The organism is Borborobacter xinjiangensis, from assembly GCF_047739745.1.
In the GTDB taxonomy this organism is placed as follows: Bacteria; Pseudomonadota; Alphaproteobacteria; order Rhizobiales; family Rhizobiaceae; genus Pseudaminobacter.
Map to the genome: position 1 here is coordinate 132,625 of NZ_JBLLVA010000001.1, position 15,193 is coordinate 147,817.

14 protein-coding genes and 1 other RNA gene are annotated in these 15,193 nt (G+C 62.4%); 14 read left to right on the forward strand and 1 reads right to left on the reverse strand.

Annotated elements, in window-relative coordinates:
• Positions 1 to 65 precede the first annotated feature (65 nt).
• The 5 genes from ACLKMW_RS00625 to rnpB all read left to right on the forward strand — a co-directional run bounded on the left by ACLKMW_RS00625 (position 66) and on the right by rnpB (position 3,288).
• Positions 66 to 269, forward strand: a complete 204-nt coding sequence (locus ACLKMW_RS00625; protein ID WP_415722435.1) for a hypothetical protein — start codon at positions 66 to 68, stop codon at positions 267 to 269.
• Between the two features lie 175 nt (positions 270 to 444).
• Positions 445 to 1,164, forward strand: a complete 720-nt coding sequence (locus ACLKMW_RS00630) for a TerB family tellurite resistance protein (protein ID WP_415722436.1) — start codon at positions 445 to 447, stop codon at positions 1,162 to 1,164.
• Positions 1,161 to 1,925, forward strand: a complete 765-nt coding sequence (locus tag ACLKMW_RS00635; RefSeq protein ID WP_415722437.1) for a peptidoglycan recognition protein family protein — start codon at positions 1,161 to 1,163, stop codon at positions 1,923 to 1,925. Before ACLKMW_RS00630 ends, ACLKMW_RS00635 begins: the two co-directional genes overlap by 4 nt.
• Before the next feature lie 185 nt (positions 1,926 to 2,110).
• On the forward strand, positions 2,111 to 2,791 hold the full coding sequence (locus ACLKMW_RS00640; RefSeq protein ID WP_415722438.1) for a lytic transglycosylase domain-containing protein: 681 nt from the start codon (positions 2,111 to 2,113) through the stop codon (positions 2,789 to 2,791).
• Between the two features lie 89 nt (positions 2,792 to 2,880).
• Positions 2,881 to 3,288: RNase P RNA component class A (gene rnpB / locus ACLKMW_RS00645), an RNA gene on the forward strand.
• A gap of 88 nt (positions 3,289 to 3,376) precedes the next feature.
• Here rnpB and ACLKMW_RS00650 read toward each other — a convergent pair.
• Positions 3,377 to 4,492: a cystathionine gamma-lyase gene (locus ACLKMW_RS00650; protein ID WP_415722439.1), complete on the reverse strand. Its 1,116-nt coding sequence runs from the start codon at positions 4,490 to 4,492 to the stop codon at positions 3,377 to 3,379.
• A 514-nt stretch (positions 4,493 to 5,006) separates the two neighbouring features.
• On the opposite strand from ACLKMW_RS00650, the gene mraZ reads away from it, so the two are divergent.
• The 9 genes from mraZ to ftsW all read left to right on the forward strand — a co-directional run bounded on the left by mraZ (position 5,007) and on the right by ftsW (position 15,192).
• A complete protein-coding gene (gene mraZ / locus ACLKMW_RS00655) occupies positions 5,007 to 5,471 on the forward strand; it encodes a division/cell wall cluster transcriptional repressor MraZ (protein WP_415722440.1) in 465 nt (154 codons plus the stop codon).
• Complete coding sequence (gene rsmH, locus ACLKMW_RS00660) at positions 5,468 to 6,478, forward strand: 16S rRNA (cytosine(1402)-N(4))-methyltransferase RsmH (RefSeq protein ID WP_415722441.1); 1,011 nt, start codon at positions 5,468 to 5,470, stop codon at positions 6,476 to 6,478. The genes mraZ and rsmH overlap by 4 nt, the downstream gene beginning before the upstream one ends.
• A gap of 7 nt (positions 6,479 to 6,485) precedes the next feature.
• Positions 6,486 to 6,860, forward strand: coding sequence for a cell division protein FtsL (gene ftsL, locus ACLKMW_RS00665; protein WP_415722442.1), 375 nt, complete (start codon positions 6,486 to 6,488; stop codon positions 6,858 to 6,860).
• Positions 6,857 to 8,569, forward strand: a complete 1,713-nt coding sequence (locus tag ACLKMW_RS00670; protein WP_415722443.1) for a peptidoglycan D,D-transpeptidase FtsI family protein — start codon at positions 6,857 to 6,859, stop codon at positions 8,567 to 8,569. Before ftsL ends, ACLKMW_RS00670 begins: the two co-directional genes overlap by 4 nt.
• Positions 8,570 to 8,637: 68 nt before the next feature.
• Positions 8,638 to 10,092, forward strand: a complete 1,455-nt coding sequence (locus ACLKMW_RS00675) for a UDP-N-acetylmuramoyl-L-alanyl-D-glutamate--2,6-diaminopimelate ligase (protein WP_415722444.1) — start codon at positions 8,638 to 8,640, stop codon at positions 10,090 to 10,092.
• Entirely contained in the window at positions 10,089 to 11,522 is a 1,434-nt protein-coding gene (locus tag ACLKMW_RS00680) for a UDP-N-acetylmuramoylalanyl-D-glutamyl-2,6-diaminopimelate--D-alanyl-D-alanine ligase (RefSeq protein ID WP_415722445.1), read from the forward strand. The genes ACLKMW_RS00675 and ACLKMW_RS00680 overlap by 4 nt, the downstream gene beginning before the upstream one ends.
• A 26-nt stretch (positions 11,523 to 11,548) precedes the next feature.
• The gene (mraY, locus tag ACLKMW_RS00685; protein ID WP_415722446.1) at positions 11,549 to 12,631 is read left to right on the forward strand and encodes a phospho-N-acetylmuramoyl-pentapeptide-transferase; all 1,083 of its coding nucleotides are present in this window, start codon (positions 11,549 to 11,551) and stop codon (positions 12,629 to 12,631) included.
• Positions 12,632 to 12,640: 9 nt separating this feature from the next.
• Positions 12,641 to 14,041 carry a UDP-N-acetylmuramoyl-L-alanine--D-glutamate ligase gene (gene murD, locus ACLKMW_RS00690; protein WP_415722447.1) on the forward strand — a complete coding sequence of 467 codons (1,401 nt, stop codon included), beginning with the start codon at positions 12,641 to 12,643 and terminating at the stop codon, positions 14,039 to 14,041.
• A complete protein-coding gene (gene ftsW, locus ACLKMW_RS00695) occupies positions 14,041 to 15,192 on the forward strand; it encodes a putative lipid II flippase FtsW (RefSeq protein WP_415722448.1) in 1,152 nt (383 codons plus the stop codon). Before murD ends, ftsW begins: the two co-directional genes overlap by 1 nt.
• Position 15,193: the final 1 nt, after the last annotated feature.

Genomic DNA, 15,193 nt, shown 5'->3' on the forward strand with positions numbered 1-15,193 from the left:
GCCCCTTGCACATTCTCACCATGACCGTCCGCTAAGAGGGCGCTGTTTTGTCAAGGAGAGATATCATGAAGAAACTCATTCTCGCGTCCGTTTCGGCCGTGGCCTTGCTCGGTCTTGCCGCATGCAATGATGCGACCGACAACACCACGACGCAGAGCACCAACCCGCCGGCTGAAGAAACCACCCCACCGGCTGCCGCACCTGAAACGACACCAGATACCGGTACTGGCGGCAGCACGCAGACTGAGCCAGCGGCTCCGGCACAGTAGGAACGTTGGTTTCTTCAGGGGGATAGTAGCCTCTTCAGCAGCGTTCAGGCTGCCGCAAGGTCGGGTTTCTGCCCGGCCTTTTTTATGTTCGAGAACAGCGACGAGGACCTATGTTCAAGTGAGGACACGCGATTGCGGCTCGCAAATCACAGAGTTTCGCTTTAAAAGGCGGCGCATGTCGATTTGGGGCCGCATAGGCGAATTCCTCTCACGCGTTTCAACCTCCGCAATCTCAAGCGTCGCGGAGATGACGGAGGCTGTGCGCACGGTGTTTGCGGGCGACGCCGAGTTGCGTCGCCGCGTCGCCTTTTCTGTCGCGATGATCGCGCTTTCGGCCAAGATGGCCAAGGCGGACGGCGTTGTGACGCAGGACGAAATCCGTGCCTTCCGCGAAATATTCGAGGTGCCGCCGGAGGAGGCGCGCAATGTCGCGCGCCTTTACGATCTGGCCAGAGCGGATGTAGCCGGCTTCGAGGCCTATGCGGAGCGCATGGCGAAGCTATGCGGTTCGGGGCACCGCAATTGCGCGATGCTGGAAGACATCATCGACGGGCTGTTCCATATCGCCAAGGCCGACGGCATGCTGCATGAGCGCGAATGCGGTTTTCTCAGGCGCGTCGCCGAAATCTTCCGCATCGAGGACGAGCACTTTCAGACGATACTTGCCCGGCATCTGGATCTCGGCCAAGCCGACCCGTATGTCGTGCTCGGTATCGAACGCGGCAGGCCGTTCGAGGATGTGCGCAAGCACTATCGCAAGCTTGCCGCCAACAACCATCCTGATCGTCTGATCGCGCGCGGGTTGCCGGAGGAATTCATCAAGATCGCCACGACAAGGATGGCGGCGATCAATGCCGCTTATGCGCTGATCGAGCGGACGGCGCAGGCCGCATGAGCGGGTTCCGGCCCGACCATCCCGGCGCCGAAGTTTGCGTATCGCCGAATTTCAATCCCCGGCGCGGCATCGAACGGCCGGACATGATCGTTCTCCACTACACCGGGATGCCCACGGGCAAGGGCGCCCAGGCCAGGCTTTGCGATCCCGCAAGCGAAGTGTCGTCGCACTACCTGGTTCATGAGGACGGTCATATCGTGCAAATGGTGCGCGAGAGCGATCGCGCCTGGCACGCCGGCAAGAGTTCATGGCGCGGGCAGGTCGACATAAATTCGCTTTCGGTGGGTATCGAGATTGTCAATCCGGGCCATGAATTAGGCTATCCGGACTTCCCGAAGTGCCAAATTGATGCCGTAATTGCCCTCTGCCGGGGCATAGTCGAGCGCCATTCGATATTGCCTGAGCGGATTTTAGCGCATTCTGATGTGGCACCTGGTCGCAAGATCGATCCGGGCGAAAAATTCCCGTGGAAGGCGCTTGCCTGCGCCGGAGTCGGGCATTTCATCGAGCCGGCGCGGGTGCGCAAAGGCCCCGTGCTGGCGCCCGGCGCGCAGGGGCAGCCGGTCGAGGCGCTACAATCGGTGCTGGCTCTCTACGGTTACGGCGTTGAAATCACTGGTATCTTCGACCAGCAGACGCAAACGACGGTGGCGGCCTTCCAACGCCATTTCCATCCGAGCCACGTCGACGGTGTCGCCGACCCTGCAACCGTTGAGACGCTCAGGCGATTGCTGTCGCTGCTTCCGCGCGAGTTGGCCTAAGCCCTATCCTCCCAGGAAGTAAATTTCACTTCGTTACGGAAAGTGATTTTAGCGGCCTTCATTGTCGCCAAATCGCTCGTCAAATCCTTCCGCGTGAATATCGAGAGCTGTGGAGATACGGCTTCGCGTCGAGCAGGGCTGCCGCGCGAATAGTTTTCGTGTGGCCAAAAACAGATAAGGTAAACATGAAGATTTTGACCTGTGTGTCGGCGGTATTTGCTGCCGCCTTGATAAATTGTTCTGCCTATGCGCAGGCACCGCAAAGTTCGAGAGCTCAGCCGGGCCTCACCAAATCTTCCTCTTCCGAAAAAACTAAAACGCCGACCAAAGCCCTGCCGGCCTCCCTTAACGCCAAGGCGGAAGAAAAGGTTGCACTGAAAGGCGCTGCGCAGGCGAAGAGCTCCTCCGCCAAGAAAACGGCTTTGACGAAAAAGACGGAGCTCGACTTGACGCAGACCGAGTCCAAGGGCGTCGAGGCAGGCGAGAAAGCCGGCCTTCGCTACGGCACGATTGTTGCGCGCTATGCGGCGTCCTACGGCATACCGGCGTCACTTGCCCATGCGGTGATCAAGGTCGAAAGCAACTACCGTCCAGGCGCGCGGGGCAAGGCCGGCGAAATCGGCCTCATGCAGATCAAGCCGGCGACCGCCCGCATGATGGGATATACGGGCAGCGTCAAGGGATTGTTCAATCCCGAAACCAATATCAAGTATGGGATGAAGTACCTCGCCAAGGCACATTCGCTCGGCGGCGGGACGACTTGCGGCACCATCTTGAAATACAATGCCGGTCATGCGGCCAAGCGCATGAACCCGGTGTCGTCGGCCTATTGCGGCAAGGTCAAGCAGCATTTGGCCGCCAATTGAGCCGCTGCCGCAGCATTTGAACGAGCGTCGGACGGCACCCCGGTTTTTTCATTTGCGTTTTCGGCGATGAATCCCTTTATACAGGGGTGCCAGCTGGCCGGGCGGCCGCACCAGCAAGAGCCGAAAGGCTGCGGGTGAGGAAAGTCCGGGCTCCATGGAAACACGGTGCCGGATAACGACCGGCGGGGGCGACCCCAGGGAAAGTGCCACAGAAAGCAAACCGCCGCTCATGCTTCGGCATGCGCGGCAAGGGTGAAAGGGTGGGGTAAGAGCCCACCGCGCGACTGGCAACAGGAGCGGCACGGTAAACCCCACCGGGAGCAAAACCGAATAGGGATGGTATGAGGGGGAAACCCTCAGGGCTGTTTCCGGCCTCGCCGTCCGGGTAGGTTGCGTGAGGCGCATGGCAACATGCGTCCAAGACGAATGGTCGCCACGTTCCTGCGCCGCAAGGGGCAGGGGCCATACAGAACCCGGCTTACAGGCTGGCTGGCATAGTTCTTTTATTTCAAATCGTTGCGAGAATTTCCTGCAACTTTGATTCAAACGGGTCTAGATAGAGCCAGGATCCGAATGGAGCCGGCGTCATCCGGCAACTCGATCCAGCGACTCCTTGATGGCCGTCCACAATTCCTCGACGGGTTCACAGCCAATGGCGATGCGAACGAAGCCCGGCGGCACGGCGTCGCCGCGGCGCGTGCGGCGTTCGGCCGAGGTGTGCACGCTGCCGAAGGAGGTGGCGGCCTGCATCAGCTTGCAGCCGTTGATGAAGTTCTCGGCCTCGTCTTCCGAGCCCAGCACGACGCTGATCAGGAAGCCGAAGCGTTCCATCTGGGAGCGGGCGAGATTGTGCGAGGGATCGTCCTCCAGTCCGGGGTAGCGGACCGCCTCAAGCGCCTTGTGGCCTTTCAGGCGCTCGGCAATGACCTCCGCCGTGTTGCACATGCGCTCAAAACGCAGTTCCAACGTCTCAAGCCCGCGGTGCACCAGCCAGGCATCCAGCGCGCCAGGTATACTGCCGGATGTTTGACGCCAATCCTTTATGGCTGCGATGATGTCCGCGTCACGGCTGGCGACATGGCCAAAAAGCGCGTCCGAATGGCCGTTTGGCGCCTTGGTATCGGCGGCGACCAGAATGTCGACGCCAAGGTCGAGCGGACGCTGGCCGAAAGGCGTCATCGTCGTGTTATCGGCCACCACGATTGCGCCCTTGGCATGGGCGGCCTCGGCGACAGCCGCGATGTCGCAAATGTCGAGCGCCGGGTTCGACGGAGTCTCGATGAACACCAGCCGATAGCCGGCAAAGCCGCCGTCAAGAAAAGTTGCCGTCGGGCGTGTGTCGAAGGTGACGCCAAGCTTGCCCAGATAACGCTCGACCAGGCCGCGGCCGGTTGGATAACCATCGGCCGGCAGCAGAATGTGATCGCCCGACTTCAAGAGCGTGAAAAACACGGCGGCAATTGCGGCCATGCCGGAGGGAAAGGCGATGCAGGGCGCATCCTCGAGATGGGCAAGCATTTCCTCGACCGCATCCCAGGTCGGGTTGGAGAAGCGACCATATTGATGGAAGCCGGTTGAATCGCCCGGCGCGTGGAACGTCGCGGCCGTGATGAGCGGCAGAGGAACGGACTCACCCCTTTGAAGGGTTCTGCCGCGCAGATGGGCAAGCGTTGCAGCGCGCGATTGAAGTGTCTCGGACATGTCTATTTGGTCTTTCGGGCGGGAAGGTTGATTTTATCAACGCTATTCCTGTCCTTGACCTTGAGCAAGGGTGATTAGTCTACTGGGTAGGCTCCAAAATCAGAATCTATTTTCCAAAACAGGCGCGCAGCCAATGCAAAGTGTTCGCGCTCTCGACGGGCTCGGAAAAAGTGGCGTGTTGCGCTCGCGGCGGCGCCAAGCCTTCAATAACCGCTCGTTAAGCTTAATGGAGGATAAAGACAGCAAGGCCACGAAAGGCGCGTGAGCGAACCTCGATATGGCTGTTCCGATGCCTGTTCCCGTTGACGCCCATCCTGGCCCATGTTATCCCATCCGCATACTCAAGGCTTTGTTTCAGGTCCGGGTGCCGCGTCCCCCGAACGCACAGTCGCAGCGGCTGCGCGAGGGCGTTTCATTGCATGCGAAAACGAAGACGGGGATGCGATGCCGGTTCGTGCGGACCGCGCGCAGGGCGCAACGGCAACAGCCATCAAGGGGACGGTTGTAACGGGTCATGGACCGTTTTCTCTCAAATGCGGTGAACAGGATCGACGCCAAGGGCAGGGTTTCCGTTCCTGCGCATTTTCGCGGCGTGGTGCAGAAGCGCGGCTATTCGGAACTTTACGCGCTGCGCGCTTTGGACATCCCGACGCTGGACGTCGGCGGGCTCGATCTGCTCGACCGCTACGAGCAGCGCATTGCGCTGGAGGATCCCTTCCTGCAAACGGCGGACGACATGTCCTTCTTCTGCCATGGCGACGGGATGTTCCTGAAGCTCGATCAGGACGGTCGCATCACGGTGACGGACTTCATGCGCGAGCATACGGGCATTTCTTCGGAGGTGGCCTTTGTCGGGCGCGGCCATTTCTTCCAGATGTGGGAGCCGGAGCGTTTGCGCGCTTATGGTGCGCAGGTGCGGGAACGGCTTTTGAAGCTGCGGCAGGGCGCAGACCCAAGGCTGATGGAGCAGGCGCAATGATGGCCTCCCGCAGCGAAAACGCTGGACCGGGTGACGGTCCAGCCCGTCACATTCCGGTACTCCTCGATGAAGTGATTGCTGCGCTTGCGCCGCAGGCGGGCGACACCATCATCGACGGTACGTTCGGCGCCGGCGGCTATACACGAGCACTGCTTGGCCGGGGTGCAGCGGTGGTGGCGATCGACCGCGACCCCGATGCGATTGCAGCGGGCCGCGAGCTGGAAACTGGTTCGGGCGGAAAGCTGCGTCTGATCCATGGGCCGTTTTCCCGTCTCGACGAATATGCACGTGAGGTCGACGGCGTCGTGCTCGATATCGGCGTTTCCTCCATGCAACTCGATCAGGGCGAGCGCGGATTTTCCTTTCGCGCCGATGGGCCGCTCGATATGCGCATGGCCAAGGCGGGCATGAGCGCGGCCGATGTCGTGAACCGCTTCAAGGCCGGAGATCTCGCCCGCATCTTTGGATTCCTCGGCGAGGAGCGGCATGCCGGGCGTATTGCCCGAATGATCGAGAAGCGCCGCGCGACCCGACCATTCGAACGCACGCGCGACCTGGCAGAGGCGATCGCCGATCACATCGGGCGCAATCCCAAGGACAAGATTCATCCCGCTACGAGGGTTTTCCAGGCGCTGCGGATTTTCGTCAATGACGAACTGGGCGAGCTGGCGCAGGCGCTGTTTGCGGCCGAGCGCGCGCTGAAGCCCGGCGGACGGCTCGTCGTCGTCACCTTCCATTCGCTGGAGGACCGCATCGTCAAGCGCTTCATAGCCGACAGGTCGGGCAATGTGGCCGGCTCCCGCCACTTGCCGCAGACGCAGATCAGGACGGCTAGGTTCGACAAGGCCGGCGGCGCGGTCGGCCCTTCGGAGGCCGAGATCGAAGCCAATCCGCGCGCACGTTCGGCCAAGCTTCGCGCCGCGATCCGCACCGATGCGCCTGCCGGCGCCGCCGATCTTTCCATCTTCGGGCTGCCCAAGCTGCCGGAAGTCCGCCATGAGAGGTAGGAGTCAAATGTTTCGAACCAGCGATATCGTGCTGATTGCACTCATGGTTTCGGCGGCCGCCTTTACCTACAAGACCAAGCACGACGCCGAGAACCAGCTTTCAGCCGTTCGCAAGATCGAGCAGCAAATCCGCTTCGAAGAAAATTCGATCGATCTGCTGAAGGCGGACTGGAGCCTGCTCACTCAACCATCGCGGCTACAGAGACTGTCGGAAATCTATCAGGATCAGCTTCAACTGCAGCCGGTCGAGGCGCGGCAGATCGTCAACCTCGACGATCTGCCGGCGCGCCCGGTCGATATTCCGGATTTCTCCACGCAGCGCCTTGGCGGCATGGCCGACAGCGGCACCGATGCAACCGTGACGGGAGCCGTCGTTCAATGATGAAGCTGTTGCGTAGACGCAGGACGGACGAAGCAGGCGCGAGCGCGTCGATTGTCGTCGAGGGCGCCCGCAAGTCGACCGGCGGCCGGGCGAAAAACCGCGTCGTCATGACCATGGCGGTGTTTTTCGGCATCTATTCGACGATTGCCGGACGGCTCGTCTATCTCGCCCTTCAGGAGCCGGAGGAGGCGAGCGGCCCGGTTTCGCGCATCACCGCATCGCGTCCTGACATACTCGACCGCAATGGCGAGGTCCTGGCGACTGACATCAAGACGGCATCGCTCTTTGCCGAGCCGCGCCGCATCGTCGACGCCGACGAGGTGATCGAGAAACTGCAAACGGTGCTGCCCGATATCGAGGTCGAGCAGACCTATCACAAGCTCAAGAACGGTGCGGGCTTTGTCTGGCTGAAGCGCCAGCTCACGCCCAAGCAGCAGAACGACATCATGCAACTCGGCCTGCCCGGCATCGGCTTCCGCACGGAGAAGCGACGCTTCTATCCGGGCGGCGAAACCGCCTCGCACATACTGGGCCTGACCAATATCGACAATCAGGGCATTGCCGGTATGGAAAAATACATCGACGACCAGGGACTGGCCGATTTGCGCGCCACCGGTCTTGTCGGTCCCGACAATCTGAAGCCAGTGAAGCTGTCGATCGACATAAGGGTGCAGCATATCGTCCATGACGAAATCACGCGCGCGATGGAGAAATACCACGCGATCGCCGCTGGCGCCGTGGTGCTCAACGCCAAGACCGGCGAGATCATGGCTATGGCCTCGGTGCCGGATTACAACCCGAACAATCCGAAGAACGCACTCGACAAGGACAGGCTGAACCGAATGTCGGCGGGTGTTTACGAGATGGGCTCCACCATCAAGAGCTTCACCACGGCGATGGCGCTTGATTCCGGCAAGGTCGACCTCAACAGTACCTTCGACGCCCGCAAGCCGATCACCATCGGGCGGCAGACGATCCGCGACTTCCACGGCAAGGGCAGGGTGCTGACCGTGCCGGAAGTGTTCATCTATTCCTCGAACATAGGCTCGGCGCGCGAAGCCGATGTCGTCGGCATCGAAGGGCACCGCGAGTTCCTCAAGCGCATCGGCCTGCTCGACCGCATGGAGACCGAGCTTCCGGAAGTTGCCCGACCGACCGAACCCAAGGTCTGGAAGAAGGTGCATTCGATCACCATTTCCTTCGGCCACGGCATGTCGACGACGCCATTGCAGACGGCGGTGGGAGCGGCTGCGCTCATGAACGGCGGTCGGCTGATGAACCCGACCTTCCTGCCGCGCACGGAAGAGGAGGCGCTGGCCCAGTCGAAACAGGTGATCAGCCCGCAGACCAGCGCCGATATGCGCTATCTCTATCGCCTGAACGCCGAGAAGGGCTCCGGCAAGCGCGCCGAGGTGCCGGGCTACCGCGTCGGCGGCAAGACCGGGACGGCCGAAAAGGTCGTGAATGGCCGCTATGCCTCCAATGTTCGCTTCAACGCGTTTCTCGCCGCATTTCCGATGGACGACCCGCAATATATCGTCCTCAGCATCATCGACGAGCCGAAGCCGGAAAAGCCGGGCATGGCCGCCACGTCGGGCCTGAATGCGGCGCCGGTGGTCGCCAATATCATCAGACGCTCTGCATCATTCCTTGGCGTGAAGCCAGATTTCGGCCATGAAAATGAGGCAAAGCTGGTTTCCTACCAATGATTCGCATGGCGCGCCGGCAGAGCGCGCCATTTGTTTGTGACACCATTTGTTGTGGCAGCAGACCCTCGATGAAACTGAATGACCTTGCCGATATCCTGCCTGCCGCGCAAACGGCTTCCGCCAATCCGGAAGCGGCCGGCGTAACGGCGGATTCGCGCCGGGTGAAACAGGGCGATATTTTCGTGGCCCTGGCGGGAAGCAAGGCTGACGGGGCGAGTTTTGCGACCGAGGCCGAAAAGCGAGGCGCTGTCGCAATTGTGGCGGCAAGCGGCGCTTCTCTTCCATCCATCTCCATCCCGATGATCGCCTCCGACGACCCGCGGCGCGCCCTGGCGCTGCTTGCGGCACGCTTTGCCGGCAGGCAGCCGCAAACCATGGTTGCCGTCACCGGCACCAGCGGCAAGACCTCGGTCGCCGCTTTCACCCGCCAGATCTGGCAACAAGCCGGCCTTTCGGCGGCCAGCATCGGCACCACCGGCGTGGTGGCGCCGGGGCGCAACGAATACGGCTCGCTGACCACGCCTGATCCGGTGGAACTGCATCGCCTGCTGGCCGAGCTTGCGGCGGCGGGCGTCACGCATGGCGCGATGGAGGCCTCCAGCCACGGCCTCGACCAGCGCCGCCTTGACGGTGTGCGGCTTGCCGCCGGCGGCTTCACCAATCTCGGCCGCGACCACATGGATTATCATCCGACGGTGGAAGAGTATCATCGCGCCAAGCTGCGCCTGTTCGACACGCTGCTGCCTAGGGGCGCGCCGGCGGTGATCTTTGCCGACGATCCATGGTCGCAACCCACGATCACAGCCGCGCGCGCCGCCGGTCTCAAGGTTCTGACCGTCGGACGGCACGGCGATTTCCTCCGCCTGAAGCGCGTGGAGCATGAGCGCTTCCGCCAGCGCGCCGAGATCGAGGCCGACGGCGTCATTTACGAGATCGACCTGCCGCTTGCAGGCGATTTCCAGGTTTCCAACGCGCTGGTGGCGGCGGGGTTGGCCATGGCGACGGGAAGTGCAGCCGGACAAGCACTCCCGGCGCTCGAGAAGCTCAACGGCGCCCCCGGCCGGCTCGAACTGGTCGGCACTTCGGCTAATGGCGCGCCGGTCTATGTCGACTATGCTCATAAGCCCGATGCGCTGGAGAACGTGCTGGCATCGGTGCGCCCTTTCACCACCGGAAGGGTGATCGTGGTATTCGGCTGCGGCGGCGACCGGGACCGGGGCAAACGGCCGATCATGGGCGAGATCGCAACGCGGCTTGCCGACGTGACCATCGTCACCGATGACAACCCTCGCTCGGAAGTGCCGGAAACGATCCGGGCGGCCATCCTGGCTGCGGCGCCGGGCGCTATCGAGATTACGGATCGCCGCGCGGCAATCGTCGAGGCGGTGTCCATGCTCAATGCCGGCGACACGCTGATCATCGCCGGCAAAGGCCACGAGGAGGGCCAGACGATCGGCACCGAGACTTTTCCGTTTTCGGACCATGAGGAGGTGCGGCGGGCGCTGAAGGAGCCGGTTGCATGAGCTTGCTTTGGACCTCGGATGCACTTGTCTCCGCCGTGGCCGGTCGGCCGGTTGGACAGATGCCGGAGGGCGTCACCGGCATTTCGATCGACAGCCGCAGCCTGCAGCCGGGCGAGGCGTTTTTCGCCATCAAGGGCGACACGATGGACGGTCACGACTTCGCGACCGCCGCGGTCAAGGCCGGTGCCGCGCTTTTGGTGGTGGCCGAGGGAAAGCTGCCGGGACTGGGCCGGCTGACAGCACCGATGATCGTGGTGCCGGATGTGCTGGCGGCATTGGAGAAGGCAGGCGTCGCCGCGCGGGAGCGCACGAAGGCCAAGGTGATTGCGATCACCGGTTCCGTCGGCAAGACCAGCACCAAGGAGGCGCTTCGCCACGGTCTCTCCTCCGTGGGCAAGGTTCATGCGTCGGACAAGTCGTTCAACAATCATTGGGGCGTGCCCCTGACCTTGGCGCGCATGCCGCAGGACTGCGACTACGCCATTTTCGAGATCGGCATGAACCATGAGGGCGAGATTCGCCCGCTGGTGAAGATGGTCCGGCCGCATGTCGCGGTCATCACACTGATAGCCGCGGCGCATCTCGGCCATTTCCGCAGCCTTGACGACATTGCACGGGCCAAGGCCGAGATATTCGAGGGTCTCGAGCCCGGGGGCGCGGCGCTGCTTAATCGCGACGATGCCCGCTTCAAGCTGCTCGAAAGACTTGCGCGCGACGCAAGCGTCGAACATATCGTCGGCTTCGGAGAGAATGCACGAGCGCAGGTGAAGCTGACGAATTTCGTGCTTCATGCCGATCATTCGATCATGACCGCCAAGGTTGCCGGGCAGGAGGTCGCCGCAAAGATCGGGGCACCCGGCCGCCATGTCGTCCAGAACGTGCTTGCCGTGCTCGGCGCAGCGCAACTCGCGGGAGCCGATGTCACCAAAGTGGCGTTGGCGCTGGAGGATCTGCAGCCTGAACGTGGCCGGGGCCAGCGCCATACGCTTAGTCATCCCGACGGGCCGTTCACGCTGATCGACGAGAGCTACAATGCCAATCCGGCTTCCATGCAGGCGGCGATCAAGCTGCTGGACGCAACGCCGCCGTCGCGCGAGGGGCGTCGCATCGCCGTGCTCGGCGACATGCTGGAACTCGGCCAGCATGCGCCGAAGTTGCATGCGGGGCTGGCCGAGTTGATCACCGAGACAAGTACGGATCTCGTTTTCCTGGCAGGGCCGGAGATGAAGGTTCTGGCCGATATTTTGCCCAGCGACCTCGGCGTGGAATACCGGTCCGATGTCGAGGCTCTGAAGCCGGCGCTGATGACGGCGATCCGGCCGGGCGACGTAATAATGGTCAAGTCATCGAAGGGGATCGGTTTTTCGAAACTGATCGATGCATTGACGGCAAATTTTCCGGCACGCGCCGGAATCGCGACAAAAGCCTGATAGCGGGCGGGGAAAGGCTCTGGGGAATGCTGACGCTACTGGTGGATTTCGCGGATTATCTCTCCGTCTTCAATATCTTCCGCTACATAACCTTCCGTACCGGTGGCGCGCTGATCACATCGGCGCTGATCGTCTTCATTTTCGGACCGATGATCATCGACTCGCTGCGCATCCGGCAAGGCAAGGGCCAGCCGATCCGCGCCGACGGGCCGCAGACCCATTTCAAGAAGGCCGGCACGCCGACCATGGGCGGGCTGATGATCATTTCCGGCATCGTCGGCTCGTCGCTTCTTTGGGCCAACATCACCAGCATCTATGTCTGGGTCGTGCTGCTGGTGACGCTCGGCTTCGGCGCCATAGGCTTCTATGACGACTACCTGAAGGTGACCAAGCAGTCGCATCTCGGCGTTTCCGGCAAGGCGCGGCTGGCGATCGAGTTCGTCATCGCGGGCATCGCCGCGTGGACGATCATGCATGCGGGGCAGGAGCCGTTTTCCTCGTCGCTGACATTTCCTTTCTTCAAGGACCTCCTGATCAATCTCGGATGGTTCTTCATCCCGTTTGCCTGCATCGTCATCGTGGGGGCTGGCAACGCCGTCAACCTGACCGACGGGCTGGACGGCCTGGCGATCGTCCCGATCATGATCGCGGCCGCATCCTTCGGCGTCATCGCCTATCTCTCGGGTAACGCGGTATTCGCCGAATATCTCCAGATTCATTTTGTGCCGGGCACAGGCGAGCTCGCGGTGATCCTCGGCGCGGTCATCGGCGCCGGCCTTGGCTTTCTCTGGTTCAACGCGCCGCCTGCGGCCATCTTCATGGGCGATACCGGTTCGCTGGCGATGGGCGGCCTGATCGGCACGATCGCGGTCGCCACCAAGCATGAGATCGTGCTTGCCATCATCGGCGGCCTGTTCGTGGTCGAGGCGCTGTCGGTCATCATCCAGGTCGGCTTCTTCAAGATGACAGGCAAGCGCGTGTTCCTGATGGCACCGATCCATCACCATTTCGAGAAACTCGGCTGGACGGAAAGCCAGGTGGTGATCCGGTTCTGGATCGTCGCCGTCATTCTTGCCCTGGTCGGCCTTTCGACCTTGAAACTTCGCTAGGGGTTTTCGATGGTACCAGCGCGCTCGCTGAGCGGCAGACACGTAGCGCTCTTCGGACTGGGCGATTCGGGAATAGCAACGGCGCGCGCTCTGATCGAAGGCGGCGCCAAGGTGCTGGCGTGGGACGACAATCCCGAAAGCGTCGCCAATGCCGAGACCCACGGCATTGCGACGGGCGATCTGCGGCAGGCGGACTGGAGCGGCTTTTCATCATTCGTGCTGTCGCCCGGCGTGCCGCTGACCCATCCGAAACCGCATTGGACCGTCGAACTGGCGCGCAGCGCCGGCGTCGAAGTCATCGGCGACGTGGAACTGTTTTCGCGCGAGCGCCGGGCGGGCGCGCCCGATGCGCCGTTCATCGCCATTACCGGCACCAACGGCAAGTCGACGACGACAGCGCTTACCGCCCATATCATCAAGGCATCCGGCCGTGATGCGCAGATGGGCGGCAATATCGGCCGCGCGGTGATGACGCTCGATCCGCCCGAGACGACGCGCAACTACATCGTCGAGTGCTCCTCCTACCAGATCGACCTCGCTCCTTCGATCAACCCGACTGCCGGCATCCTGCTCAATCTGACGCCGGATCATCTCGACCGCCACGGCACGATGCAGCACTACGCTTCGATCAAGGAGCGGCTGGTCGCCGGCAGCGAAACGGCGATCATCGGCGTCGACGACATCTATTGCGCCCAGATCGCCGACCGGCTGGAAAAGGCCGGTAAGGACGTCATCCGCATTTCCAAGCGGCTGCCGCTTACCGACGGCTATTTCGCCGACGGCACCGACCTGATGGAGGCAAGGCATGGCCGCTACAGCCGTATCGCCTTTCTCGAAGGCATCGGCTCGCTGCGCGGCCAGCACAATGCGCAAAACGCGCTCGCCGCAGTTACCGCGTGCCTGCGCATCGGGCTCGATCTCGGCGAGATCCAGTCGGGGCTGGAAAGCTTCCCGGGCCTTGCGCATCGCATGGAGCAGGTCGGGCGACGCGACCATGTGCTGTTCATCAACGATTCGAAAGCAACCAATGCGGATGCGGCCGCGCCGGCGCTGTCGAGCTTCAACCGCATTTACTGGATCGCCGGCGGCCTGCCGAAGGAGGGCGGCATCGAGCCGCTGCGCCCGTTCTTTCCGCGCATCGCCAAAGCCTATCTGATCGGTGAGGCAGCGCCCGTCTTCTCGGCCACGCTCGGCGAGGCCGTGCCCTATGAGATCTCCGGCACCCTGGAAGCGGCAATCGAGCATGCGGCCAGCGACGCCGCCCAGGACGATGCCGACGAAGCTGTCGTGCTGCTTTCGCCGGCCTGCGCAAGTTTCGACCAGTTCAAGAATTTCGAGGTGCGTGGCGAAGCCTTCAGGCAGGCGGTCCGCGCCATCGATCGGATGAAGCTCATTGGAGGGGAACGCTAATGGCAAGCCGTCTCGATACGAGCCCGGTCGCGATCTGGTGGCGCACGGTGGATCGCTGGTTCCTGGCGGCGTTCCTGTCGCTGATGGGGCTTGGCATCGTGCTTTCCTTCGCCGCGAGCCCGGCTGTCGCCGAGCGCATCGGCCTCGACAGCTTTCATTTCGCGACCAGGCAGATCATTTTCACCATTCCGGCGTTGTTGGTGATGATCGCGGTGTCCTTCCTAAAGGAACGCGGGGTGCGGCGCGTGGCGCTGATCATGCTTGGTCTTTCGTTGGTGCTGATGGTGGCCGCGCTCTATATCGGCGTCGAGGTGAAGGGCGCGCGGCGCTGGGTCTCCCTTGCCGGTGTGTCGGTGCAGCCATCCGAATTCCTGAAGCCGGCCTTCGTCATCGTCTGCGCCTGGCTTTTTGCCGAACATGCGCGCCAGCCCGATATTCCAGGCAATCTCTTCGCCATGATCCTGCTGGGGCTCGTCGTGGCGCTGCTTGTCGCCCAGCCCGATCTCGGCCAGACCATACTGGTGCTGGGAACCTGGGGCGTGATGTTCTTCATGGCCGGCATGCCCTGGCTGTGGATCATCGTTCTCGGAGCTCTCGGCGTCGGCGGCGCGGTGGCGGCCTATACGGTCTTCCCGCACGTCGCCGGCCGCATCGACCGCTTCCTGACCGGTGAGGGCGATACCTTCCAGGTCGACATGGGCCACGAGGCGCTGGTCAATGGCGGCTGGTTCGGGGTCGGTCCCGGCGAGGGCACGGTCAAACGGATGATCCCGGACAGCCATGCCGACTTCGTCTTCGCGGTGGCGGGCGAGGAATTCGGCATCGTTCTGTGCCTGCTCATCATGGCCCTTTTTGCCTTCATCGTGCTGCGCGGGCTGAATACGGCGCTCAAGGAGCAGGACGATTTCACCCGCTATGCCGTGGCCGGTCTCGTCGTCGTCTTCGGCTTCCAGTCGGTCATCAACATGGGCGTGAACCTGCAACTGATGCCGGCCAAGGGCATGACCCTGCCGTTCATCTCCTATGGCGGCTCGTCGCTGATCGCCATCGCCATCTCCATGGGCATGGTTCTGGCGCTGACGCGCAAACGCCCGGAAAAGCGCAAGCGTCCCGGCTTCCTTGGCCTGCCCAGCGCTGTCGCGGCCGAGTGAG

Bases quoted from the DNA above. Each gene is read 5' to 3' on its own strand.
- ftsW (WP_415722448.1), top strand. From the start codon at position 14,041: ATGGCAAGCCGTCTCGATACGAGCCCGGTCGCGATCTGGTGGCGCACG.
- mraY (WP_415722446.1), top strand. From the start codon at position 11,549: ATGCTGACGCTACTGGTGGATTTCGCGGATTATCTCTCCGTCTTCAAT.
- mraZ (WP_415722440.1), top strand. From the start codon at position 5,007: ATGGACCGTTTTCTCTCAAATGCGGTGAACAGGATCGACGCCAAGGGC.
- ACLKMW_RS00670 (WP_415722443.1), top strand. From the start codon at position 6,857: ATGATGAAGCTGTTGCGTAGACGCAGGACGGACGAAGCAGGCGCGAGC.
- ftsL (WP_415722442.1), top strand. From the start codon at position 6,486: ATGTTTCGAACCAGCGATATCGTGCTGATTGCACTCATGGTTTCGGCG.
- murD (WP_415722447.1), top strand. From the start codon at position 12,641: ATGGTACCAGCGCGCTCGCTGAGCGGCAGACACGTAGCGCTCTTCGGA.
- ACLKMW_RS00675 (WP_415722444.1), top strand. From the start codon at position 8,638: ATGAAACTGAATGACCTTGCCGATATCCTGCCTGCCGCGCAAACGGCT.
- ACLKMW_RS00680 (WP_415722445.1), top strand. From the start codon at position 10,089: ATGAGCTTGCTTTGGACCTCGGATGCACTTGTCTCCGCCGTGGCCGGT.
- ACLKMW_RS00640 (WP_415722438.1), top strand. From the start codon at position 2,111: ATGAAGATTTTGACCTGTGTGTCGGCGGTATTTGCTGCCGCCTTGATA.
- ACLKMW_RS00650 (WP_415722439.1), bottom strand. From the start codon at position 4,492: ATGTCCGAGACACTTCAATCGCGCGCTGCAACGCTTGCCCATCTGCGC.
- rsmH (WP_415722441.1), top strand. From the start codon at position 5,468: ATGATGGCCTCCCGCAGCGAAAACGCTGGACCGGGTGACGGTCCAGCC.
- ACLKMW_RS00635 (WP_415722437.1), top strand. From the start codon at position 1,161: ATGAGCGGGTTCCGGCCCGACCATCCCGGCGCCGAAGTTTGCGTATCG.
- ACLKMW_RS00630 (WP_415722436.1), top strand. From the start codon at position 445: ATGTCGATTTGGGGCCGCATAGGCGAATTCCTCTCACGCGTTTCAACC.
- ACLKMW_RS00625 (WP_415722435.1), top strand. From the start codon at position 66: ATGAAGAAACTCATTCTCGCGTCCGTTTCGGCCGTGGCCTTGCTCGGT.